General features: G+C 66.2%; 18 protein-coding genes. 8 read left to right on the plus strand and 10 right to left on the minus strand.

The window, feature by feature from the left end; genetic code table 11:
• Positions 1–56 precede the first annotated feature (56 nt).
• The 8 genes from CLU87_RS08695 to CLU87_RS08730 form a co-directional block, all read right to left on the minus strand.
• Entirely contained in the window at positions 57–296 is a 240-nt protein-coding gene (locus CLU87_RS08695) for a hypothetical protein (RefSeq protein WP_233193740.1), read from the minus strand.
• Between the two features lie 102 nt (positions 297–398).
• Complete coding sequence (locus tag CLU87_RS08700) at positions 399–1,766, minus strand: bifunctional diguanylate cyclase/phosphodiesterase (protein WP_099730181.1); 1,368 nt, start codon at positions 1,764–1,766, stop codon at positions 399–401.
• A 105-nt stretch (positions 1,767–1,871) separates the two neighbouring features.
• Complete coding sequence (locus tag CLU87_RS08705; protein ID WP_099730182.1) at positions 1,872–2,738, minus strand: oxaloacetate decarboxylase; 867 nt, start codon at positions 2,736–2,738, stop codon at positions 1,872–1,874.
• An 80-nt stretch (positions 2,739–2,818) separates the two neighbouring features.
• The gene (prpF, locus tag CLU87_RS08710) at positions 2,819–4,006 is read right to left on the minus strand and encodes a 2-methylaconitate cis-trans isomerase PrpF (RefSeq protein WP_099730183.1); all 1,188 of its coding nucleotides are present in this window, start codon (positions 4,004–4,006) and stop codon (positions 2,819–2,821) included.
• A gap of 52 nt (positions 4,007–4,058) precedes the next feature.
• The gene (locus CLU87_RS08715) at positions 4,059–4,613 is read right to left on the minus strand and encodes a hypothetical protein (protein WP_099730184.1); all 555 of its coding nucleotides are present in this window, start codon (positions 4,611–4,613) and stop codon (positions 4,059–4,061) included.
• Positions 4,594–7,263 carry a Fe/S-dependent 2-methylisocitrate dehydratase AcnD gene (gene acnD, locus CLU87_RS08720; RefSeq protein ID WP_099730185.1) on the minus strand — a complete coding sequence of 890 codons (2,670 nt, stop codon included), beginning with the start codon at positions 7,261–7,263 and terminating at the stop codon, positions 4,594–4,596. The genes CLU87_RS08715 and acnD overlap by 20 nt, the downstream gene beginning before the upstream one ends.
• 33 nt (positions 7,264–7,296) lie before the next feature.
• On the minus strand, positions 7,297–8,454 hold the full coding sequence (prpC, locus tag CLU87_RS08725; RefSeq protein WP_099730186.1) for a 2-methylcitrate synthase: 1,158 nt from the start codon (positions 8,452–8,454) through the stop codon (positions 7,297–7,299).
• Positions 8,451–8,846 (minus strand): acyl-CoA thioesterase, encoded by a 396-nt coding sequence (locus tag CLU87_RS08730; RefSeq protein ID WP_099730187.1) that lies wholly within the window; start codon positions 8,844–8,846, stop codon positions 8,451–8,453. Before CLU87_RS08730 ends, prpC begins: the two co-directional genes overlap by 4 nt.
• A gap of 134 nt (positions 8,847–8,980) precedes the next feature.
• Here CLU87_RS08730 and CLU87_RS08735 point away from each other — a divergent pair, with 134 nt between their 5' ends.
• From CLU87_RS08735 to CLU87_RS08770, 8 genes are all read left to right on the plus strand, one after another.
• Positions 8,981–10,432 (plus strand): short-chain fatty acyl-CoA regulator family protein, encoded by a 1,452-nt coding sequence (locus CLU87_RS08735; protein WP_099730188.1) that lies wholly within the window; start codon positions 8,981–8,983, stop codon positions 10,430–10,432.
• A 271-nt stretch (positions 10,433–10,703) separates the two neighbouring features.
• The gene (locus CLU87_RS08740) at positions 10,704–13,799 is read left to right on the plus strand and encodes an EAL domain-containing protein (protein WP_099730189.1); all 3,096 of its coding nucleotides are present in this window, start codon (positions 10,704–10,706) and stop codon (positions 13,797–13,799) included.
• Between the two features lie 140 nt (positions 13,800–13,939).
• Positions 13,940–15,004 (plus strand): diguanylate cyclase, encoded by a 1,065-nt coding sequence (locus CLU87_RS08745; RefSeq protein ID WP_099730190.1) that lies wholly within the window; start codon positions 13,940–13,942, stop codon positions 15,002–15,004.
• Between the two features lie 261 nt (positions 15,005–15,265).
• Positions 15,266–18,790 carry a chromosome segregation protein SMC gene (gene smc / locus CLU87_RS08750; RefSeq protein ID WP_099730191.1) on the plus strand — a complete coding sequence of 1,175 codons (3,525 nt, stop codon included), beginning with the start codon at positions 15,266–15,268 and terminating at the stop codon, positions 18,788–18,790.
• Positions 18,791–18,806: 16 nt separating this feature from the next.
• Positions 18,807–19,922, plus strand: a complete 1,116-nt coding sequence (locus CLU87_RS08755) for a cell division protein FtsZ (RefSeq protein ID WP_099730192.1) — start codon at positions 18,807–18,809, stop codon at positions 19,920–19,922.
• A 14-nt stretch (positions 19,923–19,936) separates the two neighbouring features.
• Positions 19,937–22,024 (plus strand): NAD-dependent DNA ligase LigA, encoded by a 2,088-nt coding sequence (gene ligA, locus CLU87_RS08760; protein ID WP_099730193.1) that lies wholly within the window; start codon positions 19,937–19,939, stop codon positions 22,022–22,024.
• A 118-nt stretch (positions 22,025–22,142) separates the two neighbouring features.
• The gene (locus tag CLU87_RS08765) at positions 22,143–24,437 is read left to right on the plus strand and encodes a penicillin-binding protein 1A (RefSeq protein WP_099730194.1); all 2,295 of its coding nucleotides are present in this window, start codon (positions 22,143–22,145) and stop codon (positions 24,435–24,437) included.
• Between the two features lie 245 nt (positions 24,438–24,682).
• Positions 24,683–25,090 (plus strand): hypothetical protein, encoded by a 408-nt coding sequence (locus CLU87_RS08770; RefSeq protein ID WP_056062595.1) that lies wholly within the window; start codon positions 24,683–24,685, stop codon positions 25,088–25,090.
• A gap of 55 nt (positions 25,091–25,145) precedes the next feature.
• Here the strand turns inward: CLU87_RS08770 and CLU87_RS08775 are convergent, their stop codons facing one another.
• Positions 25,146–25,379, minus strand: a complete 234-nt coding sequence (locus CLU87_RS08775) for a DUF1737 domain-containing protein (protein WP_099730195.1) — start codon at positions 25,377–25,379, stop codon at positions 25,146–25,148.
• 8 nt (positions 25,380–25,387) lie between these two features.
• Positions 25,388–25,939 (minus strand): NUDIX hydrolase, encoded by a 552-nt coding sequence (locus tag CLU87_RS08780; RefSeq protein ID WP_099730196.1) that lies wholly within the window; start codon positions 25,937–25,939, stop codon positions 25,388–25,390.
• Positions 25,940–25,947: the final 8 nt, after the last annotated feature.

The following is a 25,947-nucleotide window of genomic DNA, read 5'->3' on the forward strand; positions in this document are numbered from 1 at the left end:
CCAGGCCGCATTGTGCGGTGATATGCCTGCGGCGGTGAACCTCGACCCAAGAACCCCTATGTGTCTGCGTGGCCATGTGGCTTGCGCAAGAGTGCCTTGGCCAGGCGCCACATTGGGGGCAGCAGGAGGGCCGTGACCATGGGCACCCACACGGCCAGATAGCACCAGCTGGCCGGCCCGCTGTGGCCCACGCTTTCGATGCCTGTCGTGCGCTCCACCCATGACCACACCGGATAGAGCATCAGCGTGACGGCAAGGGCCACCGGCAAGGCCGCCACAGCCAGACCCAACCGCACCGCGCACTGCAGTACAAGCGGCTTGGTCCCGTTGTATGCCCCCACCGAAGTCGCCTCAGAGCCAGGGACGGACGTGTGCAAGACGGGCTGGGACCACGGACATCAGGAATGCAGGGGCGCCAGCGCCACCCGCACCTGGTTGCCGCCGTTGCGCTTGGACAGGTACATGGCTTCGTCGGCGTGGCCCAGCAGGCGGTGCTCTTCCCCACCATGCTCGGGGTAGATGGCCACGCCAATGCTGGGCTGGATGTACAGACGCTGGCCTTCGAGGTCGAAGTCCTGACCAAAGGCCGCGAGTATCTTGTCGGCCACCGCACAGGCGTGCTCGCGGGCTTGGCCGCCTTCAAGCAGCACCACAAATTCATCACCGCCCAGCCGCGCCACCGTGTCGGATGCGCGCACGCATTCGAGCAGCCGCTGCGCCACCCGCTGCAGCAGCAGATCGCCCATGGCATGGCCCAGGGTGTCGTTCACTTCCTTGAACCGGTCGAGGTCAATGAACAGCAGCGACAGCAGCGTCTGGTCGCGCCGCGCGCGGGCCAGGGCGGTCTTGAGCCGGTCCAGAAACAGCTGGCGGTTGGGCAGGTGCGTGAGCTGGTCGTACTGCGCCATATGTTCAAGGCGCTCATACATCTGCTTGCGTTCAATGGCGGCCGCTACCTGGGTGGAGACGAACTGCAGCAGCTCCTTGTCCTTGTCGGTGTAGCGGCCTTGTTCGGTGTAGCTTTGCAGCACCAGTGCTCCCAGGGGGCCACGCTGCGTCTGCAAGGGCACACCCAGCCAATACAGCGGCGCCTGCGTGGCATGCGCTGCAGCGCGCCAGTGCGTGGCCTTTGCTACCGACGAGTCCGGCGTGAGCAGCAAGGTGGCACCGCCACGGATCACCTCCGCATAGCGCGGGTCCTCGGCCAGCGCCATGGGTTCGGGCGCGGGCAGGTGCTCGTTGACGTGGTACGGAAAACTCAGCTGGTCATCGTGCGGGTTGTACAGGGCCACCGCAAAATTGGTGGCGGGCAACAGGCCGCCCACGATCTGGTGAATGTGCTGGAACAGGGACTGCAGGTTGTGTGTCGTGTGCGCGGCTTCGGAGATGGCGTAGATCACCGCCTGCATCGACTCGGTGGCCTTGCGCGCGGTGATATCGTGGGCCACGGCCAGCCGCACCTGCTTGTCGGGCAGCCAGCGGGCCGTCCAGCGGATGTGGGCGATGGAGCCATCCTTGCGCACGTAGCGGTTTTCAAACTGCAGCTGCAGCTCGCCCTGCGTCACGTTGTGGGCCTGCCGTTGGGTGGCGGGCAGGTCGTCGGGGTGCACCATGTCCAGCATGCGCTTGCCGACCACTTCGTCGGGGGTGTACCCAAAGATGCGCTCGAACGCTGAACTGACAAACACAATCGAGCTGTCTCCCCGCACGATGCAGACGGCGTCGAGCAACAGGTCCACCAGGTTCAACGAAGAAATGCTTTGCATGGTGCAGCGCGCACGGTGTACTGGAAAGACCCATTGTGCCCGGCACCGGAGGCTTGTGCGGCCTTGAAGGCAAAAACGCGACGGGTTCTTGCCCCGGGGGGGACACTAAGGCTTGGCGTACTTCGCTTCCAGCGTATCCCAGTCGGCTTTGCGCACCAGCCGCTGGCGCTCTGCAAACGGTGCGACCAGTGCGGGGTCTTCGTCAATGCGCTGCGCGTCGCGCAGCACGGTCAAGGCCTTTTGCATGCCAGCCACCGCGCCCTGCAGCGCTGCGTTGGCGTACAGCACCAGGCCATAGCCCAAGCCGGCGAGTTCTTCGGCGCTGGTGATGGGGGTCTTGCCTCCGATCACCATGTTCATCAACTGTGGCGCCGCCAGCCGCTGGGGCAGGGCGCGGATCTCTTCCAGCGTGGTGACGGCCTCCACAAACAGGATGTCCGCGCCCGCCTCCTGAAAGCGCTGGGCGCGCTCCACGGCGGCCTCGAAGCCCTGGGTGGCGCAAGCGTCGGTGCGGGCCAGGATGAGGGTGTCCGCATCGCGGCGCGCATCCACGGCGGCTTTGATCTTGCCCAGCATCTCGTCGGTACTGATCACGTCCTTGCCGTTGAAATGACCGCAGCGCTTGGGGCTGACCTGGTCTTCGAGCTGGATGCAGTCGGCCCCCGCGCGCTCCAGCACACGCACCGCATGGTAGGTGTTGAGGGCGTTGCCAAAACCCGTGTCGGCATCGACGATGAGCGGCAGCTCCACCGCGTCGCGGATGCGTGCGGTGTGGTCGGCAATGTCGGTCAGGCCCATGAAGGCCTGGTCGGGCAGGCCGAACCACATGTTGGTCACGCCAGCGCCGGTGACGTAGAGGGCTTCAAAGCCCAGGTCGGCCACCACGCGGGCGGAGAGGGCGTTGAAAGCGCCGGGCACGATGACGCCCCGGCGAGCCTGGGCCAGGGCTTTGAGTTGTTGTCTGGTGTTCATGGTTGGGGTGGTGAGCTGGGTTGCTATATGTTTGATAGCTGTTGGCGCATGATTCACTAGCGCATCAAGCCATTTATGCTTTAAAAAATGTCGCCCGGCACCCGCACCCAGCCTTCCATCAGGATGCGGGCGCTGCGGCTCATCAGGGCCTTGGTCACCTTCCACTGGCCGTTGACCTGCGCTGCTTCAGCCCCCACACGCAGGGTGCCCGAGGGATGGCCAAACCGCACGCTGCTGCGCACGCCCCCGCCCGCTGCCAGGTTGACCAGCGTGCCGGGGATGGCTGCGGCCGTGCCAATGGCCACCGCTGCCGTGCCCATCATGGCGTGGTGCAGCTGGCCCATGGAGAGCGCGCGCACCAGCAGGTCGATGTCCTTGGCGTCAATGGCTTTGCCGCTGGAGGCCGTGTAGCTGGCGGGCGGCGCGACGAAGGCGATCTTGGGGGTGTGCTGGCGCATGGTGGCCTCGCCCAGGTCACGGATCAGCCCCATTCGCAAGGCGCCGTGGGCGCGGATGGCCTCGAAGCGTGCCAGCGCCGCCGCATCGCCATTGATGGCACCTTGTAGCTCGGTGCCGGTGTAACCAAGCTCTTGCGCATTGAGAAAAATGGTGGGGATGCCCGCGTTGATCAGCGTGGCGGCAAAGCTGCCGACGCCTGGTACTTCGAGCGTGTCCACGACATTGCCGGTGGGGAACATGGCGCTGCCTTCTTCCCCATCGTCCGCCGGGTCCATGAACTCCAGCGCCACCTCGGCGGCGGCAAAGGTCACACCGTCCAGCTCAAAGTCGCCCGTCTCCTGCACCTGCCCGTGGGCCATGGGCACATGCGCCACGATGGTCTTGCCGATGTTGGCCTGCCAGATGCGGACGGGGAAGGTGCCGTCTTGCGGAAGGCGCGCCGCATCGATCAGCCTCATGTGTATGGCGCAGGGCCCCACCGCTGCCGAGAGGTTGCCGCAGTTGCCGCTCCAGTCCACGAAGGGCTGGTCGATGGACACCTGACCAAACAGGTAGTCCACGTCGTGCTCCGGCCGCGTGCTGCGCGACAGGATCACCGCTTTGCTGGTGCTTGACGACGCATTGCCCATGCCGTCGATCTGCTTGCCATACGGATCGGGGCTGCCCAGCACGCGCAGCAGCAGCGCGTTGCGCGCCGGGCCGGGTTGTTGGGCGGGGGCGGGCAGTTCGTCAAGGCAGAAGAACACGCCTTTGCTGGTGCCGCCGCGCAGGTAGGTAGCCGGGATTCGGATTTGAGAGGCAGTGAGCATGGTTAGAAATACGTAGGCAGGCCGTCGTCGCCGGATGGTGGGTGCGGTTGGGTCAAAAGAGCGGCAGTTGTGTGCTGGACGGGTCGGGCGGCGCGGGCTGCAACGGCCAACGGCCGATGGTTTCGTAGCTGTAGCTGCCGCTCTCGTCGTTGCGGCTCACCCCCAGCAGGATTTCGTCGATGGTCCAGGCAATCTGGTTCATCTGTGTAGGGCCCAGGCGTGTTGGCGCCCAGTAGCTGATGGTGGTGTGTGGCGTGTGGCCTGTTTTCGTCGCCAGCCCTTCTGTACTCAGCGCGTGCCGGACTGCCGCTAGCAAGGCATCGAAGCAGTGCGGCCTTCCACGGGCCCGGAAGGACCATTGGATGGTGGTTTGGCCCTGATCTCTGTACACCCCGTCGCGAATGCGGTTGAGCACCAACGTGCATGCGCGCGCCTTCACACCGGCGCCTGCGCGCAACATTTTCTGGCGTATTTCCGGGGTGTCCCCATAGCGGTCCGACAGGGTCTGGTGCCAGTTGTCCATGGGAGACAAGGTACTTTGCTCCAGCCCATTGCGTGCAATGGCGATCCACATCGCTGCAGCCACCTCAGGCGGTGGCTTGGCCATGAAAATCAGCCGGGGGCCTCTCATGGCCGCTGCCTCGCTCCACGTTGCTGGCGGCCAGGAAGTCCTGCGCAAAGCGCTGCAGGACTCCCCCGGCTTCGTAGATGGAAACCTCCTCGGCCGTGTCCAGGCGGCAAGTCACGGGTACTTTGGCGCATGCACCATTTTGACGGCGGATGAGCAGCGTGAGGCGGGCGCCTGGCGCGCGGTGGCCCTCCACGCCATACACCTCCGTCCCATCTAGCCCCAGCGTGATGCGGTTGACCCCCGCCTCAAACTCCAGCGGCAACACCCCCATGCCAATCAGATTGGTGCGGTGGATGCGCTCAAAGCCCTCGGCCACCACCACCTCCACCCCCGCAAGCCGCACGCCCTTGGCGGCCCAGTCGCGGCTGGACCCCTGGCCGTAGTCGGCACCGGCAATGATGATGAGCGGCTGGCGGCGGTTCAGATAGGTTTCCATGGCTTCCCACATGCGCATGACCTGGCCTTCGGGCTCGACGCGGGCGAGCGAGCCTTTTTTCACCTGGCCATCCACCACAGCCATTTCGTTGACGAGCTGCGGATTGGCAAACGTGGCGCGCATGGCGGTGAGGTGGTCACCCCGGTGCGTGGCGTAGGAGTTGAAGTCCTCCTCGGGCACGCCCATGCGCGCCAGATATTCACCCGCAGCGCTGTCCCGCAGGATGGCGTTTGAGGGTGACAGGTGGTCGGTGGTGATGTTGTCAGGCAGGAGGGCCAGCGGGCGCATGCTCGTCAAAGTGCGCGGGTGGGCGGCCAGTGCGCCGATGCCCTCGGTGTCCCAGTAGGGCGGGCGGCGGATGTAGGTGGACTGCGGGCGCCACTCGTACTGCGGCGACACGCGCTGGCCATCGTCGTGTCGGATGGCGAACATGGGTTCGTACACGGCGCGGTATTGCGCGGGCTTCACGGCAGTTTTCACCACGGCGTCGATTTCTTCGTCACTGGGCCACAGGTCCTTGAGGCGAATCGCCTGGCCGTCCACCACCGCCAGCACGTCCTTTTCGATGTCAAAACGCACCGTGCCCGCCATCGCATAGGCCACGACCAGCGGGGGCGAGGCCAGGAAGGCCTGCTTGGCATAGGGGTGGATGCGCCCGTCGAAATTGCGGTTGCCCGAGAGCACGGCGGTGGCGTACAGGTCGCGGTCAATGATCTCCTGCTGAATGGCAGGGTCCAGCGCGCCACTCATGCCATTGCAGGTGGTGCAGGCAAAGGCCACGATGCCAAAGCCGAGCTTTTCCAGTTCGGCCAGCAAACCCGATTCCTTCAAATACAGCTCCACCGCCTTGGAGCCGGGCGCCAGCGAGGTCTTGACCCAGGGCTTGCGCGTGAGGCCCAGCCGGTTGGCGTTGCGCGCCAGCAGCGCGGCGGCGATCACGTTGCGCGGGTTGGAGGTGTTAGTGCAGCTGGTGATGGCGGCAATGACCACAGCGCCATCGGGCATCGTGCCGTCCTGTGGTGCGGGCATGGCCCAGGGGCCCGCGATGCCTTGGGCCGTCAGGTCGGACGTGGCCACGCGCGCGTGGGGGTTGGAGGGGCCGGCCAGGTTGCGCACCACGCTCGACAGGTCGAACACCAGGTTGCGCGCATAGACAGCGTCCTGAAGGGTGTCGGACCACAATCCCGCTGCCTTGGCATAGGCCTCGACCAGCTTCACTTGTTCCGCCTCGCGGCCCGTCAGCGTCAGATACTCCAGCGTCTGTTCGTCGATGCTGAACAAGGCCGCCGTGGCACCATATTCGGGCGCCATGTTCGAGATGGTGGCGCGGTCGCCAATCGTGAGCTTGGCGGCGCCTTCGCCAAAGAACTCTAGGTACGCCCCCACCACCTTGGCCTTGCGCAAAAACTCGGTGAGCGCCAGCACCACGTCAGTGGCGGTGATGCCGTCCTGGCGGTGGCCGGTCAGCTCCACGCCCACGATCTCGGGCAGCCGCATCATCGATGCGCGGCCCAGCATCACGTTCTCGGCCTCCAGTCCGCCCACGCCGATGGCGATCACGCCCAGGGCGTCCACATGCGGTGTGTGGCTGTCGGTGCCCACACAGGTGTCGGGGTAGGCCACGCCGTTGTCCGCATGGATCACGGGCGACATCTTCTCCAGGTTGATCTGGTGCATGATGCCGTTGCCCGCGGGGATGACCTGGACGTTGGAAAACGCTTTTTTCGTCCACTCGATGAAGTGGAACCGGTCCTCGTTGCGGCGGTCCTCGATGGCGCGGTTCTTTTCGAATGCATGGGGGTCGAAGCCGCCGCACTCCACGGCCAGCGAGTGGTCCACGATGAGCTGCACGGGCACCACGGGGTTCACCTGGGCCGGGTCGCCGCCCTGGGCCGCGATGGCGTCGCGCAGGCCCGCCAGATCCACCAGCGCGGTCTGGCCCAGAATGTCGTGGCACACCACGCGTGCCGGGTACCAGGCGAAGTCGCGGTCGCTGCGCCGCTCGACGAGCTGGCGCAGGCAGTCGTTGATGGTGGCCGGATCGGCGCGGCGCACGATGTTTTCGGCGTGGACCCGGGCGGTGTAGGGCAGGGTGGCCCAGGCGCCCGGTTGCAGAGATTCGACAGCCTCTCGGGCATCAAAGTAGTCAAGCTGCGTGCCGGGCAGTTGCTTGCGGTACAGAGTGTTCATGAGCGTGGGGCAGAGGGCTTCGGCCGTTTGTTTTTACTTGCGGTCCTGGATTGGTACGAACGTCAGGTCTTCCGGCCCGGTGTAGTTCGCACTCGGCCGGATGATCTTGTTGTCCTGCCGCTGCTCGATGATGTGCGCCGCCCAGCCGCTGGTGCGGGCAATCACAAACAGCGGCGTGAACATGGCGGTGGGCACACCCATCATGTGGTAGCTCACGGCGCTGAACCAGTCGAGGTTGGGGAACATCTTTTTGACCTCCCACATCACCGATTCCAGCCGTTCGGCAATGTCGAACATCTTGGTGCTACCGGCCTCTTCCGACAAACCGCGCGCCACGCCCTTGATGACGACATTGCGCGGGTCGCTCACGGTGTAGACCGGGTGACCAAAACCAATGACCACCTCCTTGGCCTCCACGCGGCGGCGGATGTCGGCCTCAGCCTCATCCGGGCTGTCGTAGCGTTTCTGGATCTCGAAAGCCACCTCGTTCGCGCCGCCATGCTTGGGGCCCCGCAGCGCGCCGATGGCGCCGGTGATGGCCGAATACATGTCGCTGCCCGTGCCGGCCACCACGCGGGCGGTGAAGGTGCTGGCGTTGAACTCGTGCTCGGCATACAGGTTGAGTGAGGTGTGCATGGCACGCTCCCAGGCTGCGCTGGGTTTGGAGCCATGCAGCAGGTGCAAGAAGTGCGCACCGATGGAGTCGTCATCCGTCTCCACCTCGATGCGACGGCCCGAACTGGCCCAGTGGTACCAGTAGAGCAGCATCGAACCGAGTGATGCCATCAACCGATCGGCAATGTCGCGCGCACCCGGCAGGTTGTGGTCGTCCTTTTCAGGCAGCGCACAGCCCAGGGCCGAGACGCCCGTGCGCATCACGTCCATGGGGTGGCTGGCGGCGGGCAACTGTTCCAGCGCCTGCTTCACACTCATCGGCAGGCCGCGCAGGGCTTTGAGCTTGGACTTGTAGGCGCGCAGTTCGGCGCGCGTGGGCAGCTTGCCGTGTACCAGCAGGTGGGCGATTTCTTCAAACTCGCAGACCTCGGCAATGTCGAGGATGTCGTAGCCCCGGTAGTGCAGATCGTTGCCCGTGCGGCCTACGGTGCACAGGGCGGTGTTGCCCGCCGTCACGCCCGAGAGCGCGACGGACTTCTTGGGCTTGAAGCCCGGGGTTTCAACGGTGGTAGTCATGCGGTCTCCTGGTTTACATATGTGTTGGTGATGGCAGCGGGGCGGCCTTTGCCATCCACCGCCACCATTTCAAAAATCCCCTTCAGCACTTCGTCCTGGGGCGAGCCCAGCGTGGCGGCCAGACCGGTCACGCACACGGTGAGCGAGCTGCGCCCGATGCGGCTGACCCAGGCGCGCAGCGTGAGCACATGGCCCACGGGCACGGGGGCCAGAAAACGCACGTCGGTCACGCCCGCCATCACCACATCGCGCTGTGCGGCGCCGCGCGCTGCCAGAAACGCCGCCTTGGCCATGAGCTGCAGGGCGTTGCCGCCAAACAGCGTGCCGTAGTGGTTGGCTTCGGCGGGGAACACGATTTCCGTCAGTTCGACGGTGCCAGTGGGGGTTGTCATGCTTCGCAATTTACGCACAATGGCATCCCGCTGTAAGCCCTGAATTGGCGAATGATTGCAAATGAAAATTCGTCAATTTGCGAATATTGCGAATGACGATCAGGGTCCGACCAAAGAGCAGCGAGAAAGATGGAATGAAAAAAACCTTCATGGGCGTGCGCCTGCGCCGCCTGCGCGAAGAGCGCGGCATGACCCAGATTGCGCTGGCGCGGGCGCTGGACCTGTCGGCCAGTTACCTGAACCAGCTGGAGCAAAACCAGCGCCCGCTCACCGTGCCTGTGCTGCTCAAGATCAACGCGGTGTTCGGCGTGGACGTGCAGCGCTTCTCAGACGACGATGAAGCGCGCCTCATCACCGGCCTGCGCGAGGTGTTGGCCGACTTGCCTGCCGGGGTGGGCGGGGAGGGCGCGGGCGATGCCGTGTCTCTGGCAGAGATCCGCGAGCTGGCCGCAGGCATGCCCGCTGTGGCGCGCACGCTGCTGGCGTTGCACCAGCGGCACCGTCAGGCGCTGGAGCGCCTGGCCGCCCTGGGCAATGACCGGGGCGGCGAAGGCACCGTGGCCCACCATCCGCCCATGGCTTATGAAGAAGTGCGCGACTTCTTTTTTGCACGCCAGAACCACATTGCCGAGCTGGACGATGCTGCCGAACGTTGTGCCGCCGACTGGGGCCTGCTGCCCGGCCGGGCCGATGAGGCGCTGGCCCAACGCCTGCTCGTGGCCCACGGGGTGCGCGTGGTGGATGTGGCCGACCTGCCTGGCCAGGCGCAGCGCGTGTTCCAGGCCGATGCCGGCGTGTTGCAGCTGGCGGCGGGCCTGGAGCGGGGGCAGCGGGCGTTTCAGATGGCGACGCAGCTGGCGTTTCTGGAGCAGGGCGCCGAGCTGCAACGTTTGGCCGCTGGCGCCGGGCTGTCGAGCGACCAGGCCCGGGCGCTGGCGCGCATCGGTCTGGCCAACTACTTTGCGGGGGCGCTGGTGCTGCCCTACACGGCCTTTTTGCAGGCGGCCGAAGCGGCGCACTACGACATCGACCGGCTGGGCCAGCAGTTTGGTGTGGGCTTCGAGACCGTGTGCCACCGCCTGTCCACCTTGCAACGCCCCAGCGCGCGCGGCGTGCCGTTCTTCTTCATCCGCGTGGACCGGGCGGGCAACATCAGCAAGCGGCAGTCGGCCACACACTTTCACTTCAGCAAGATCGGCGGCACCTGCCCGCTGTGGAATGTGTACGAGGCCTTCGCACAGCCGGGCCGCATCGTGCCGCAGGTGGCACGCATGCCCGATGGTCGCGCCTACCTGTGGGTGGCGCGTGTGGTGTCGCGCAGCGGCGGCGGCTGGGGTGTGCCCGGCAAGGAGTTCTCCGTAGCTCTGGGTTGTGACATCCGCCACGCGCCGCAACTGGTGTATTCACGCGGGCTGGACCTGGCCAACCCCGAGGCCGCCGTGCCGATTGGCATGGGCTGCAAGGTGTGTGAGCGCGATGCCTGTCCGCAACGCGCGTTTCCGCCCATCGGGCGGGCGTTGGATGTGAATGAAAACCGCAGCCGTTTCGCGCCGTACCCCGTGGCGCCAGGGGCGGTTGTCGGGTAAACCCGTGGGCGTTCTGGTGGCGAAATATGCTCATCATTTCATAGCTTGTGAGGTAAGTCGCTGTGGCGCTAGAGGCACTTTTTTCTTAAATTTTTCGCCGTAACCAAATGTTGGCTCCACAGTGGCTGGATTGCCGCTATCCTGCGCAATTTGCATGGTGTCTGGTCGGCTCCCCGGCCAGCAAAGCAAAGGCACGTCTCTGACTTCTTCCACTTCTTCCCCGCTGGCTGCCCTGGCACCCCCAAGCCGCTATCGGCATTGGGTGGCGGGCATGGGTGTGGCCGTTCTGGGGTTGGTGGTGAGCCTGTGGCTGGCGCAACACCAGGCCGCGTCGATGGCGCAGATCGAAGAAGCGCGCTTCACCCAGGAGACGCGGGCGTTTGCCGAGGCGCTGAGCCAGCGCATTGCCGGTCACACCGAGGTGGTCAACGGCCTGCGGGGCCTGTTCACGGCCAACCCCCGCTTGTCGCGCCTGGACTTTGAACGGGCCGCCAGCGAGATGGAGGTGGGCCAGCGCTACCCTGGTGTTCGCAACCTGTCTTTCACGCGCTGGGTGCCTGGGCGTGAGCGCGAGGCCTACGAGGCCAGGGTGAGGGCGGACACCTCGTTGTCACCCGACGGTTTGCCCCAGTTCAAGATCCACCCACCCGGCGAGCGTGCCGAGTACTTCGTGGCCGAGTATCTCTGGCCCATGTTCGGCAATGAAGGGGTGCTGGGCCTGGATATCAGTGCCCAGCCCGCCAACCTGGCCGCCATGCGCTACAGCCGCGACAGCGGGCAGACCGTGGTGTCGGCTCCATTCGATCTGCTGCAGGAGACAACACATCGCGCAGGCATCGTCATCCGCGTGCCGGTGTTCGACCCCACCGCCGGCACGGCCGAGCAGCGTTTTGTGGGCGCGGTGGCGTCCACCCTGCGGGTCTATGACCTGGTGCAGGGGCTGGGCAGCCAGGGGTTTCTGAACGGCATCGCTGTGGCCATGGCGGACCTGGGGCCGGTGCGCCCGGATTCGGGCGATGCCATGGTGCGCCCCCTGCTGGAGCAGACGGCCCCGGGCCTGCCCGGTGTGCGGCCCCTGGTGCGTGAGCTGGGGGTGCATGACCGGCGCTGGCAGCTGACCTTCTACCCGACCCGGTCGTTCCTGACGGCGTCGGAAACGCGCTTGCCGTGGCTGGCCGGGCTGGCGGCCGCGGTGGTGTCGTTGTTGCTGGCTTCCGTCGTGGCCCTGCTGGTGCGCCAGCGCACCCTGGCGCTGGTGCGCGCCCAGCTGTCCGACGATGCCCGGCGCGAGAGTGAGGAGCGGTTCCGTGCGCTCTTCAACCAGGCCACCGTGGGTGTCGCCCAGGTGGACTCGGCCACGGGCCAGTTTGTGCGCGTCAACCACCGCTACGCCGACATTCTGGGGTACAGCCCTGAGGAAATGGTGGGCATGACCTTTCAGAGCCTCACCCACCCCGATGACCTGGCAGCGGACCTGGCGCAAGTGAGGCGGCTACAGAGCGGCAATGTGCCCGAGTACCGGCTGGAAAAACGCTACATCCACAAGGACGGGCACGAGGTCTGGGGCGACCTGACCGTGTCGTCGATGTGGGCGTCAGGCTCCGCGCCCGGCCACCACATTGCCGTGGTGCAGGACATCACTGCGCGCAAGCGCATGGAAGAAAACCTCCGGGCCAATGAACAACGCCTGCGCAGCATTCTGGAGCGCCTGCCCATGGGCCTGTGCCTGGTGCAGGACGATGGGCTCATCAGCTTTCGCAACCAGCGGTATGTCCAGATCTGCGGCTACACGCAGGAGGAGGTGCCCGACACCGACACCTGGTGGCAGCGCGCCTACCCTGACGCTGCGGAGCGCGACGCGATCCGCCAAAGGCTGCTCGACACCAGGCACCTGGGCGTGATCCCGCTGGCCGAGTACACGATCCGCTGTGCGGATGGCAAGTACAAGCCGGTGGAGATTTCCGGCATTTTTGTCGAGGGGGGTCGCCTGATCACCATGCAGGACCTGAGCGAGCGCAAAGCCGCCGAGGAAGAGATCAACCAGCTGGCCTACTACGACCCACTCACCCGCCTGCCCAACCGCCGTTTGTTAATGGACCGGCTGCAGCAGGCGCTGGCCACCAGCGCGCGCCACCAGCGCAGTGGTGCACTGCTGATGCTGGACCTCGACAACTTCAAGACGGTGAACGAAACCCGGGGCCACGACCGGGGCGATGCCTTGCTGTTGCAGGTGGCGCACCGTTTGCGCGGCTGTGTGCACGAAGACGACACCGTGGCCCGACAGGGCGGCGACGAATTTGTGGTGGTGCTGGAAGACCTGGGCGACAGCCCCGAGGAGGCCGCAGCGCGCGCCGAGGACGTTGGGCAGCGCATCCTGGGTGTGCTGCGCGAGCCCTACCAGATCGATGGCGCTGCGCACCACAGCTCGCTGAGCATGGGTGTCACCATCTACAGTGGCACGCGCGAGACCGTGGATGAGCTGCTCAAGCGTGCCGACCTGGCGCTGTACCAGGCTAAGAACGCGGGGCGTGACACCTTGCGCTTTTATGACCCCCAGATGCAGGCTGCGGTCAGCGCCCGCGCCACGCTGGAGCTGGACATGCGGGTGGGCCTGGCCCAGGGCCAGTTCGAGCTGTATTACCAACCCCAGATCGACCACGGCCGCATTACCGGGGCCGAGGCGCTGCTGCGCTGGCGGCACCCGCGTGATGGATTCGTCTCGCCCGCGCATTTCATCCCGCTGGCCGAAGAAACCGGCCTGATCCTGCCGTTGGGCGAGTGGGTGCTGCAGGCAGCCTGTCGGCGGCTGGCCGCATGGGCCCAGCAGCCCGACCTTGCCTTGCTGAGCCTGGCTGTGAACGTGAGCCCACGGCAGTTCCACCAAAGCGGTTTTGTTGCCCAGGTGCTCGCGGCGCTGGCGGGTGCGGGGGCCGACGGCCACCAGCTCAAGCTGGAGATGACCGAAGGCCTGCTGCTGCAAGACGTGGAAGACACCATCGACAAAATGGGCCAGCTCAAGGGCTACGGCGTGGGCTTTTCGCTGGACGACTTTGGCACGGGCTATTCGTCGCTGAGCTACCTCAAGCGCCTGCCGCTGGACCAGCTCAAGATCGACCAGAGCTTTGTGCGCGACGTGCTGACCGACCCCAACGACGCGGCCATTGCGCGCACGGTGGTGGCGCTGGGCACCAGCCTGGGGCTGCGCGTGATTGCGGAGGGCGTGGAGACCGAGGCGCAGCGCGAGTTTCTGGAGCGCCACCACTGCCACGCCTGGCAGGGCTACCTGCTCAGCCCCCCCGTGGCAGTGGCTGAGTTTGAGGCGCTGGTGCGCCGAACCAATGGCGCCCTGGACGGGCGCCATGGATGACGCGGGGCGTGCGGCGTGCGGCGGGCGCAGGGTGGCGTGCGTTGCGCGGAGTGCAGGTGGCAAACCGCAGCGTGAAACCCTTTGCAACCGCAGTCTGGCTGCGCCACCTATGATGCAGGCGCTCCACCGCTGCCGCCTTCATGTTCTTCAAAAAGCCTTCGCCGCCCGCACCCTCGCCATTGACGCAGGGCTTTGACGCGCAGCGCGAACGCTCGGTGATTGCCGAGATGCTGCTCAAGCGCTCGGCCAAGCTGATCCTGGGGCGCAGCGAGCTGGAGATCATTCGCGGGGTATGCCAGGCCATTGTGGATGTCTCCAGCCACATCCGCCTGGCCTGGACCTGGTTCGGTCCGACCGACACGCACACCATCCGCCCGCAGGTGTTTGCAGGCCCGGCGGCGGCCTATGCCGAATCGCTGAACATTGAACGCAACCTGCTCACCCGCATTGGCCCTGCCTTCACCACGCTGGACGGCAAGTCTGCGGGCCCTTTCACGGTGTCGCAGCTTTCGCCGTTTGGGCCCTGGCGCGACGCAGCCCGCCACCACGACATCCACCACGTGCTGGCCTTGCCCATCGCCTCCACCTTCAACGGCTACAGCGGGATCTTTGTGCTGTATGCCGACCGTGATGGCTACTTTGATGAAGTCGGTGTCAGCCTGTTTGCAGGGCTGGCCGAGCTGTTCGGCTCCCTCATGACCGTGGCCGCCGAACGCCAGGAGTTGCAGCGCGCCGCCTACCACGATGCGCTCACCGGGCTGCTCAACCGCCATGCGGTGGACCTGATCGACCGGCGCGTGTACCGCGCCTCGCTGTTTGAGCCCGTCTCGTCCATCCTGTTGATGGACCTGGACCGGTTCAAGAGCATCAATGACCGTTTTGGCCACGACGCGGGCGACAAGGCCCTGCAGGCGGTGGCCCGGGTGCTGACTGACACCTTGCGGCGTGGCGACGAGATCATTCGCTGGGGTGGCGAGGAGTTTCTGGTCTGCCTGCCGCAGACCGCGCTGCCCGACGCACTGAAGGTGGCCGAGAAACTGCGCCGCGCGGTGGAGAGCATCACCGATCCCGAGCAGCTCACCGTGTCGATTGGCGCGTGCGAAATCTCTGCACTGCAGCACCTGCCCCAGGCGGTGGCCCGCGCAGACGAAGCACTGTTCCAGGCCAAGTCGGGTGGGCGTAACCAGGTGTGTGTGCTGCATTGACGTTGCCCGCTTTTGGCTATCAAATTTGATAGCAAACAAGGCATATCACACTAGCGCATCAGGCCGTTTTTGCCGATTTTTCGCCTGCGCAGTGCCCCCAGGCGCCACCCACGGCCCCAAAGGCCGGGGGGCGGGCAGGCGGCGCGGTATCATTCCTGCCTTGCCCACACCCGGCCCTGCCGGTGTGTTTTACGCCGGGACTGCGCACCGGCGCCCTGGTTGACCCCCGCGTCCCTCCTGCATTTATCCGCCTTCTGATCCGTGCGTCTTACCTCGATCAAGCTCTCTGGCTTCAAGTCGTTCGCTGAACCCACCAACTTCATGCTGCCCGGGCAACTGGTGGGCGTGGTGGGCCCGAACGGTTGCGGCAAGTCCAACATCATGGACGCGGTGCGCTGGGTGCTGGGCGAGAGCAAGGCCAGCGAGCTGCGCGGCGAGAGCATGCAGGACGTGATCTTCAGCGGCACCACCACCCGCAAGCAGGCCAGCCGCGCCAGCGTGGAGCTGGTGTTTGACAACTCCGACCACCGCGCAGGCGGCCAGTGGGGCCAGTACGGCGAGGTGGCCGTGCGCCGCGTGCTCACGCGTGACGGCACCAGCAGTTACTTTCTGAACAACCAGCCCGTGCGTCGGCGCGACGTGCAGGACGTGTTTCTGGGCACGGGCCTGGGGCCCCGCGCCTACGCCATTATCGGCCAGGGCACCATCAGCCGCATCATCGAAAGCCGCCCTGAGGAACTGCGCCTGTTCCTCGAAGAAGCCGCCGGAGTCTCCAAATACAAGGAGCGCCGCCGCGAGACCGAAAACCGCCTGTCGGACACGCGCGAGAACCTCACGCGGGTCGAAGACATCCTGCGCGAGCTGAATGCCAACCTCGAAAAGCTCGAAAAGCAGGCCGAGGTGGCCGCCAAATACAACACGTTGCACGCCGATGCGACGCTCAAGCAGCACCAGCTGTGGTTCCTGAAGCGGGCCGAGGCCGAGGAGCAGCAGAACAAGGTGCGCCTGGACGGCCTGCAGGCCGTGAACGACCTGGAATCGCGCATGGCCGACCTGCGCGCGGTCGAGTCGGACCTCGAAACCATCCGCCAGGCCCACTACGCCGCGGGCGACCAGGTCAACCAGGCCCAGGGCAAGCTCTACGAAGCTACGGCCGAGGTCGGCAAGCTCGAAGCCGAGATCCGCTACGTGGTGGAAGGCCGCCAGCGCGTGGAGCAGCGCCTGGTGCAACTGGCCGAGCAGATCGCGCAATGGCAGACCCGCAAGGAAGAGGCCGACATCGAGCTGGAGAACCTGGCCGGTGCGGGTGTGGACGCCGAAGAACGCGCCGAGCTGCTGGCCGCCCAGGTCGAAGAACAAGCCATGCAGATGCCCGACCTGGAAGAGGCACTGCGCCAGGCGCAAAGCCGCACGGCCGAGCAACGGACTGCCGTGGTGCAGGTGCAGCAGCAGATTGGCGTGCTCGCTGCCGAGCAGCGCAGCTTTGACGAGCAAAGCCGCCAGCTGGACGCCCGCTTCGAGCGCCTGCGCACCGACCGCAATGCGCTGGCCGCGCCCGATGAGGCCCGCCTGACCAACTTGCGCGAGCAGCTCGAAGAGGCGCAAGAGATCGCTGAAACCACCGCAGCCCGCCTGCACGAGCTGCAGGAGTCCGTGCCCCAGCTGGACGACGACCGCCGCGCCCGCCAGCAGGCAGTTAACAGCGAGAGCGCACGCCAGGCTGAGCTGTCGGCCCGCATGGAGGCACTCAAGGCGCTGCAGGAAAAGGTCAAGACCGACGGCAAGCTGCGCCCCTGGCTCGCCAAGCACGGCCTCGATGGCCTGCAGGGCCTGTGGAGCCGTATCCACATCGAACCCGGCTGGGAAAACGCGCTGGAAGCTGCATTGCGCGAGCGACTGGCCGCGCTGGAAGTAGGGCGCCTGGACATGGTGCGTGGCTTCCTCGGCTCCGGCGGCAACGACGCGCCCCCGGCTCGGCTGGCCTTCTACAGCGCCCCCGCAGCAGGCCACCCCGAGCCATCGTCACCCCACGCCCGCTTGTCCGACCTGCTGCGCCTGAACGATGCCGGCCTACGTGCCGTGATGGTGGACTGGCTGCAAGGCTGCTACACCGCCCCCACGCTGGACGACGCCCTGGCCCGCCGCAGCACGCTGCAACCCGGGGAGGTGGTGTTTGTTCCTACCGGCCATGCCGTCAGTGCGCACAGCGTGAGCTTTTACGCGCAGGACTCCGAGCAGTCCGGCATGCTGGCCCGCGCCCAGGAGATCGAGCACCTCGAAAAGGAATTGCGCGCACAGGCACTGATCGCCGAAGAATCACGCACCGCGTTGGTCCGTGCGGAAGCGGCCTATGCCGATGCCTCGCAGCGCCTCGTGGCCGCACGCCGCGAAGCCACCGAAACACAAAGCCGCGCCCACGAGCTGCAGGTCGAAACCCTGCGCCTGACCCAGCTGGCCGAGCAGACCCGCGCCCGCAGCGCACAGATCGACGGCGACCTGGCCGAGGTCGAAGCCCAGCTGGCCGACCTGCAGGAACGCCGCGTGGCCGCCGAGGCCCGCTTTGAAGAGCTGGACATGCAGCTGGCCGACAGCCAGGAGCGCGAGGCCCAGCTGGGCGACAAGGTCATCGAGGCCGAACGCAAGCTCACCGCCTGCCGTGAACAGCAGCGCACGCTAGAGCGCCAGGCGCAGGAGGCCACGTTCTCGCAGCGCAGCCTGGAGGCGCGCCGGGGCGAACTCAACCGCTCCATCGAAACCGCCACACAACAGGCCAAGGCCCTGGCCGACGAAGAGCAGCGTGCGCGCGATGAACTCGCCCGTCTCTCTGACGCTGCCGCCCAAGGCGGCCTGCAGGCCGCGCTGGAAGTGAAGATGGAGCGCGAAAAGGCACTGGCCGCCCAGCGCAGCGAATACGACGACCTGACCACCAAGCTGCGCGCCAGCGACGAGCGCCGCATGCAGCTGGAGCGCGCGCTCGACCCGCTGCGCCAGCGCATCACTGAGTTCCAGCTCAAGGAACAGGCCGCGCGCCTGGGCCTGGAGCAGTACACCACCTTGCTGCAAGACGCTCAGGCCGATCTGGAAGCCGTGGCCCGCTCCATCGAGGAAGGCAATGTGCGCATGGGCGGCCTGCAGAGCGAAATCGACCGCTTGCACCGCGAGATTGCGGCACTGGGCGCGGTCAACCTGGCCGCGCTGGATGAATTGAAGCTGGCCAGCGAGCGCAAGGTGTTCCTCGATGCGCAGACCGCCGACCTGACCGAGGCCATGAACACGCTGGAAGACGCGATCCGCAAGATCGACGGCGAAACGCGCCAGCTGCTCTCGGGCACGTTCGACACCGTGAACGCGCACTTTGGCCGCATGTTCCCCGAGCTGTTCGGGGGCGGCCAGGCCAAGCTCATCATCACGGGCGACGAAATTCTCGACTCCGGCGTGCAGGTGATGGCCCAGCCACCCGGCAAGAAGAACCAGACCATTCACCTGCTGTCGGGGGGCGAAAAGGCCCTCACGGCCATCGCGCTGGTGTTTGCCATCTTCCAGCTCAACCCCGCGCCGTTCTGCCTGCTGGACGAGGTGGACGCGCCCCTGGACGACGCCAACACCGAACGTTATGCCAAGCTGGTGTCCAGCATGAGCAAGGGCACACAGTTCCTGTTCATCAGCCACAACAAGATCGCGATGGAAATGGCCGAGCAACTGATCGGCGTGACCATGCAGGAGCAGGGCGTGTCGCGCATCGTGGCCGTCGACATGGAGTCGGCCCTCTCGATGGTGGACGCTTGAACCCATTGATTCAAACATGAGCACATTGCAACTGAGTCTCGCCATCATCGGTGGCCTGGTGCTGGCCCTGATCGTGGCCTACAACACCTGGACCTCGCGCCGCAACGCGCCCAAGCGCGCCTTGCCCACGGAGCATGACCCAGCGGCAGAGCCCGCGCAGCGCCTGGAGCCCGGTTTTGATGCCGCTGCGGCGGGGGCAATGCCGCCCAGCGAGTTCCATGGCCTGGACCGGGGGCCGGAGCCGTCTGAACACACCGTGGATGCGGGCGACGCCCTGCAACTGCCCGTGCCGCCGTTTTCACCCGAGCGCCGCCCCGGGCTGGACCCGCTCATCGATGTGATCGCCTCGCTGCAGCCCGAGCATGTGGTGTCGGGCGATGCGGCGCTGGCCGCGCTGCCGCCCACCCGCCGCGCAGGCAGCAAGCCCTTTGCCATCGAAGGCCTGAACGAAGCCACCCAGCAGTGGGAAACCCCGACCCCTGGCCAGCGCTACCAGTCCTTCCAGGCGGGGGTGCAGCTGGCCAACCGCATGGGCGCGCTCAACGAGATCGAGTTCTCCGAGTTCGTGGTCAAGGCGCAGGCCTTTGCTGACGCCATCAACGCCGCTCCCGACTTCCCCGACATGCTGCAAGAAGTGGCCCGCGCCCGCGAACTGGACCAGTTCGCCAGCGACCACGACGCCCAGCTCATGTTCATGCTGCGCGCCCGCCAGGCCGCCTGGAGCCCTGGCTACGTGCAGCAGAACGCTGCCCGCCTGGGCTTCGTGCCCGGCGCCATGCCCGGCCGCCTGGTGCTGCCCGCCAGCACCCAGGGCCTGCCGCCATTGCTCACCCTGGGGTACGACACCCAGGCCGCGCTGGCCGAAGACCCGGACCAGTCCGCGATTCGCGACATCACCCTGAGCCTGGATGTCGCCCAGGTGCACCGCACCGAGCAGCCCTTTGCCCGCCTGCGCGACGTGGCCGCCGCCCTGTGCCAGGCCATGGATGGCGTGCTGTGCGACCAGAACGGCACGCCGCTGCCCGTCATGGCCATGGACCCGATCGCTGCGGACCTGGAGCTGCTGTATGACCAGCTCGATGGACGCGATCTGTCGGCAGGGTCGGTGTTGGCGCGGCGCCTTTTCAGCTGAGCGCCGGTGCGGCCATGACCGACAATCTGGATCTTTTTTCGGCTCCAGCGCTAGTGGATCAAGCGCAGCCTGCTATCAAAATCAAAGCACTGCGCGACCAGCTCAACCAGTGGGCGCACCAGTACTACGTGCTGGACGAGCCCACCGTGCCTGACGCCGAATACGACCGCGTGTTCCGCGAGCTGCAGGCGCTGGAGGCTGCGCACCCCAACCTCGTCACCCCCGACTCGCCCACGCAGCGCGTGATTGGCGCGGTGATGGAGGGCCTGGCCCCCGTGCGCCATACGGTGCCCATGCTCAGCATCCACACCGAAACCGACACCGAGGCCACGGGCGCCCAGGCGTTTGATGCCCGCGTGCGGCGCGAGCTGGGACTGGCTGACGCTGACCCTGCCATCGAATACGTGGCCGAACCCAAGTTTGACGGCCTGGCCATGAGCCTGCGCTACGAAAACGGCCGCCTGGTACAGGCCGCCACGCGCGGTGATGGCGAGGTGGGCGAGGACGTGACGCACAACATCCGCACCATCCGCCAGATTCCGCTGACCCTGCCCGACGGCGTGCCTTCTTTGCTCGAAGTGCGCGGGGAGGTCTACATGCGCCGCGCAGACTTCGACGCGCTGAACGAGCGCCAGCGGGAGCAGGGCGGCAAGACCTTTGTGAACCCACGCAATGCGGCTGCGGGTGCGGTGCGCCAGCTGGACTCCAACATCACCGCCCAGCGGCCCTTGAGCTTTTTTGCCTATGGCCTGGGTTCCATCACGCCGCCTGCCGAGGGTGGGCCCGTACTCCGCACGCATTTCGAGATGCTGCAGACGTTGAAATCCTGGGGTTTTCCGGTCGCAGCGCAGGTAAAAATTGCGGTGGGCGCTACTGAATTGGTAGCATTTCACCAGCAGGTGGGTGCCAGCCGCGATGCGCTGCCGTACGACATTGACGGCGTCGTCTACAAGGTCAACTCGCTGCAGCTGCAGCGCGACCTGGGCTTCAAGACGCGCGAGCCGCGCTGGGCCGTGGCGCACAAATATCCCGCGCAGGAGATGGCCACCAAGATCGAAGGCATCGACGTGCAGGTGGGGCGCACCGGCAAGATCACGCCGGTCGCACGCCTGACGCCTGTGTTTGTGGGCGGCGTCACCGTCACCAACGCCACGCTGCACAACCTGTTCGAGATCCGCAAGAAGGGCGTGCGCGTGGGCGACACCGTCGTCGTGCGCCGTGCGGGCGATGTGATCCCCGAAGTGGTAGGCGTGATGCCGGGCAACCGCACAGGCTATGTACCCAATTTTCAGATGCCCAAGGCCTGCCCCGTGTGTGGCAGCGCCGTGGTGCGCGAAAAGGGCGAGGCCAACCACCGCTGCACAGGCGGCCTATTCTGCGCCGCGCAGCGCAAGGAGGCCATCCTGCACTTTGCCGCGCGCCGTGCCATGGACATCGAGGGCCTGGGCGACAAGCTGGTGGACCAGCTGGTGGATGCTAACGTGATCCGCACGCTGCCCGACCTGTACCGGCTGGGCCTCACATCGCTGATTGCGCTGGAGCGCATGGCCGAAAAATCGGCGCAGAACGTGCTGGCTGCGCTCGAAAAATCCAAGCAGACCACCTTGCCACGCTTTTTGTTCGGCCTGGGGCTGCGCCATGTGGGGGAGGCCACGGCCAAGGACCTGGCACGCCACTTCGGCACGCTGGACGCCATCATGGACGCCAGCGTGGAGCAGTTGCTAGAGGTGAACGACGTGGGCCCCGTGGTGGCGCAGAGCCTGCACACTTTCTTCCAGCAACCGCACAACCGCGAGGTGGTGGAGCAACTGCGCGCCTGCGGCGTGACCTGGACCGAGGGGCCGGTGGCCGAGCGCGCTCCGCAGATCCTGGCGGGCAAGACGGTGGTGCTGACCGGTACCTTGCCAACGCTGAGCCGCGACGCCGCCAAAGACCTGCTGGAGGCCGCTGGTGCCAAGGTGGCGGGCTCCGTCAGCAAAAAGACCAGCTATGTGGTGGCGGGCGAAGAAGCCGGCAGCAAGCTGGCCAAGGCCCAGGAACTGGGTGTGCCCGTGCTCGACGAAGCCGGCATGCTGGAACTGTTGTCAGGCCAGGGTGTCTGACGGAGCACGGTGCACCATGCCCGACTCTCTTTTCGCGTTCTCATTCCCCTTTCTCCTTCCTGACCGGCCCCTGGTGGGGCGGTCCTGAAGCGACCCCCAATCTCCCGGCGATTCATTGATGCACAACTGGCTGCTTTCTTTCCGGGCCCGCATGGCGGGCCTGTTGGCCTGGGTTCCCCGGCCCGTGCGGCGCCTGCTGCTGTGGACGGTGGTGGCGGTGCCCGCTGCGCTGCTGGTGTTCACGCTGGCGCTGGTGCCTTTTACTCCCGGCATCAGCGACATCCGCAAGGCCAAGAGCGAGCTGCCGGCGCAGCTTATGTCGGCCGACGGCAAGCTGCTGGCCGAATACCGCTGGGCCAACCGCGAATGGGTGGAGCTGAGCCAGATTTCGCCCAACGTGGTGGACGCGCTGATAGCGACCGAGGACCACCGTTTCTACAAGCACTTCGGGCTGGACTGGCGGCGCACGGCGTCGTCGGTGGTGCTGACGCTGCGTGGGGACCCGCAGGGCGGCTCCACCATCACCCAGCAGCTGGCGCGCAACCTGTTCCCGGAGGAAATCGGGCGCTCGCGCACGCTCACGCGCAAGCTCAAGGAGGCGATCACCGCGCTCAAGATCGAGGCGTCTTATTCCAAGGACGAAATCCTGGAGACCTACCTCAACACCGTGCCGTTTCTGTACAACGCCTACGGCATCGAGATGGCCGCGCGCACCTATTTCGACAAGTCGGCCGACAAGCTCAATGTGCTGGAAAGCGCCACGCTGATTGGCATGCTCAAGGGCACGGCCTACTACAACCCGGTGCTCAACCCCGAGCGCGCGCAAGCCCGCCGCAACACGGTGCTGTCGCAGATGGTCAAGCGGGGCAAGCTCGATGCCAAGCAGTTCGAGACCCTGCAAAAACGCCCGCTGCGCATCAACTTCGAACGCCAGACGGAGGTGATGGGCCCGGCGCCGCACTTTGCGATCCAGCTGCGCAAGCAGCTCATCGACTGGGCCGACAGCAAGGGCTACAGCCTGTATTCGGACGGTCTGGTGATTCGCACCACCATCGATTCGCGCCTGCAGGCCTATGCCAATCAGGCGGTGGCACGGCAGGGCCGGCAATTGCAAGGCGTGGCAGACACCGCCTGGTCGCAGCGCAACGGCTGGGGCCCCAAGAACGAGCTGGTGCAGACCCTGGTGCGCGAGAGCGCCGAATATCGCGCAGCCGTGGACAAAGGAGACACCCCTGACGAAGCCCTGAAGGCGCTGATGGATGACGCCTCCTTCATGGCCAAGCTGCGCGCCGAAAAGACGCGTGTGCAGGCGGGCTTTCTGGCGCAAGACCCGGTCACCGGCCATGTGCTGGCCTGGGTGGGCAGCCGCGACTTTGCGCAAGACCCGTTTGACCATGTGCAGGCTGCGCGCCGCCAGCCGGGCTCGACCTTCAAGCCGTTTGTGTATGGCGCTGCGTTTGCCAACGGCGCCACGCCCGAAGACACGCTGATGGATACCGCCGTCGAAATCCCGCTGGGCGGTGGCCGCGTCTGGCGCCCCACCGATGGCGGCCCGCCCAGCGACCAGCCCATGACGCTGGCCGATGGCCTCGCGCTGTCCAAGAACACCATCACCGCGCAGGTGATGCAGCAAGTGGGCCCGGCCCGCGTGGCCGAAGTGGCACGCGCCCTGGGCGTGCGGCAGTCCAAGCTGGAGGAGGTTCCGTCCCTCGCGCTGGGCACCAGCCCGGTCACGCTCAAGGAGATGATCTCGGCCTACAGCAGCATCGTGAACCTGGGTCGCTATGTGGAGCCCGTGCTCATCACCAGCATCGAAGACCGCCACGGCAAGGTGCTGGAGACCTTTGCCAAGCCCGTGCCGGAAGAGGTCTTCCAGCCCCGGGCTGCCCAGACCCTGCGCAACACCATGCGCGGTGCCGTGGACCGGGGCACGGCCACGGCCATCCGCACGCGGTATGGCATCCAGGCCGACGTGGCGGGCAAGACCGGCACCACGCAAGACAACACCGATGGCTGGTTCATCCTGATGCACACCCGCGTGGTGGCAGGCGCATGGGCCGGCTTCAACGACGGGCGCATCACGCTGCGCAGCGACTACTGGGGGCAGGGCGCGCGCAGTGCGTTGCCCATGGTGGGCGAGTTCATGCAGCAGGCCATCCGCAACAAGGTGATCGACAGCAACGACCGGTTTGTGGACGAGTTTGACACCAGCCCGCCGCCACCGCCCGACAGCTCGCTCAGCACCATGCGCGACTGGATCCGGGGGCTGTTCCGTACCGACCCTCAGCAACCCCCGGTGCCTGGCATGCCGCCAAGGCCTGCGGGTGTGGGTGGTTTGCCGCCGGTCACCATCGATCCACCGGGTTCTGTCTCGCCGCCTGTGCCTGCGGAAGACCGGGTGGGGGGCGAATAGGCCGTTGCGTCTTCTGGGCTTCTGTGACACCAGCGCCTTCGGCGCGATGGGGTGGGTGTTGCCTTGGGGCCTTAAAGCAATGCCGCCTGAATAGGGGCTTTGCGAGGTGTAGGACGTTGTCGCCAAAGTCTGCGTCCAGCGTTTGTCGCCCGCACTAAGCGCGCAAGCGAACAGACCCTGCCAGAGGTGCCCCGCACAGTGGCGCATGCAGTCGTTGGACTGCATGCAACGCCAAAGGACTCACCATGAAAACAATCACCACCACCTTGCTGGTACTGGCCACCCTGACGTTGGGCGCCTGCACCGGCCCCATGGGCCCTCCGGGCGCGCAAGGCAATACCGGCAACACGGGCTACACCGGCAAGACTGGCGATACCGGCTACACCGGCGCGACGGGAGCCACGGGCAACCAGGGCAATACGGGCTACACCGGGGCCACTGGCAGCATGGGCTCGACGGGGGCCACCGGAGGACAGGGCAGCACCGGGGCCACCGGCATGCAGGGGGCCACCGGCTACCAGGGTGACACGGGGGCGACGGGCGCAAAGGGAAATACGGGCAACACCGGCAGCAAGGGCAACACCGGAAACACCGGCAGTGCCGGTAGCTCGGGCGACGGCAATACCGTCATCGTGATTCCTGCCAAGCCTTGATGCGCTGCGCGCGGCAGGTGCGATAAGACCAAGGCCTGATGGGTTGGCCGCGCAGTCAGGCCACAGTACCGGGCCACACGATGGCCTGCGCCACGATCACGGTCTGCCCATTGAAGGTGGCCGCAGGAGAGCCATACAGCCGATAGCCCAGCGCCAGCGCGTCGCTCACGCGGCGGCAGAAGCTGACGTCGTCGGGGCCGGTGAGCAGGCGGTAGGCGGGCAGGCCATCAGGCGGCACGCTGGCCTGTGGGGTTGACACGGGTGATGCTGCGGAGGTGGCAACTGTCATGGCAGGGCCTACTCAATGTCGATGAAGTGCATGCCCATGGTGCCCGCCTTGCGGTCGGCAAAGTAGCACTCCAGTGTTTCTTTCACGGTGCGGAAGGCCAGCTCGTCCCAAGGCACCTCGTCTTCGGCAAACAGCCGCGCCTCGATGGTCTCGTAGCCCGGGTTGAACTGGTCGCTGAGCAGCGTGGCCCGGTAGAACAGGTGCACCTGGCCCACGCGGCGCACGTTCAGCAGGCTGAACAGGGGGCCGATCTCGATCTGCGCACCGGCTTCCTCATCGGTCTCGCGCACCGCACCCTGTGCCGTGGTTTCGTCCAGCTCCATGAAGCCTGCGGGCAGCGTCCATTTGCCCCAGCGGGGTTCGATGTTGCGTTTGCACAGCAGGATGCGGCCATCGGGCAGCGCGGGCACCGTGCCCACCACATTGAGCGGGTTCTCGTAGTGCACCGTGTTGCAGGCGGGGCAGACCGCACGCTGTTTGGTGTCGCCGTCGTCCGGCAGGCGGTACACCACGGCGGTGCCACAGGCGCGGCAATGTTTGATGGGGCTGCGGTAGGTCATGCAGGGGT

Origin of the sequence: Acidovorax sp. 59 (genome assembly GCF_002754175.1) — a bacterium.
Classification (GTDB): Bacteria; Pseudomonadota; Gammaproteobacteria; order Burkholderiales; family Burkholderiaceae_C; genus Acidovorax; species Acidovorax delafieldii.

Coding starts and splice junctions, on each gene's coding strand:
- CLU87_RS08715 (WP_099730184.1), bottom strand. CDS start 4,613: ATGGCCAAGCCACCGCCTGAGGTGGCTGCAGCGATGTGGATCGCCATT.
- acnD (WP_099730185.1), bottom strand. CDS start 7,263: ATGAACACTCTGTACCGCAAGCAACTGCCCGGCACGCAGCTTGACTAC.
- CLU87_RS08770 (WP_056062595.1), top strand. CDS start 24,683: ATGAAAACAATCACCACCACCTTGCTGGTACTGGCCACCCTGACGTTG.
- CLU87_RS08765 (WP_099730194.1), top strand. CDS start 22,143: ATGCACAACTGGCTGCTTTCTTTCCGGGCCCGCATGGCGGGCCTGTTG.
- prpC (WP_099730186.1), bottom strand. CDS start 8,454: ATGACTACCACCGTTGAAACCCCGGGCTTCAAGCCCAAGAAGTCCGTC.
- CLU87_RS08705 (WP_099730182.1), bottom strand. CDS start 2,738: ATGAACACCAGACAACAACTCAAAGCCCTGGCCCAGGCTCGCCGGGGC.
- CLU87_RS08775 (WP_099730195.1), bottom strand. CDS start 25,379: ATGACAGTTGCCACCTCCGCAGCATCACCCGTGTCAACCCCACAGGCC.
- CLU87_RS08740 (WP_099730189.1), top strand. CDS start 10,704: ATGGGTGTGGCCGTTCTGGGGTTGGTGGTGAGCCTGTGGCTGGCGCAA.
- CLU87_RS08700 (WP_099730181.1), bottom strand. CDS start 1,766: ATGCAAAGCATTTCTTCGTTGAACCTGGTGGACCTGTTGCTCGACGCC.
- prpF (WP_099730183.1), bottom strand. CDS start 4,006: ATGCTCACTGCCTCTCAAATCCGAATCCCGGCTACCTACCTGCGCGGC.
- CLU87_RS08730 (WP_099730187.1), bottom strand. CDS start 8,846: ATGACAACCCCCACTGGCACCGTCGAACTGACGGAAATCGTGTTCCCC.
- CLU87_RS08735 (WP_099730188.1), top strand. CDS start 8,981: ATGAAAAAAACCTTCATGGGCGTGCGCCTGCGCCGCCTGCGCGAAGAG.
- CLU87_RS08780 (WP_099730196.1), bottom strand. CDS start 25,939: ATGACCTACCGCAGCCCCATCAAACATTGCCGCGCCTGTGGCACCGCC.
- CLU87_RS08755 (WP_099730192.1), top strand. CDS start 18,807: ATGAGCACATTGCAACTGAGTCTCGCCATCATCGGTGGCCTGGTGCTG.
- CLU87_RS08745 (WP_099730190.1), top strand. CDS start 13,940: ATGTTCTTCAAAAAGCCTTCGCCGCCCGCACCCTCGCCATTGACGCAG.
- ligA (WP_099730193.1), top strand. CDS start 19,937: ATGACCGACAATCTGGATCTTTTTTCGGCTCCAGCGCTAGTGGATCAA.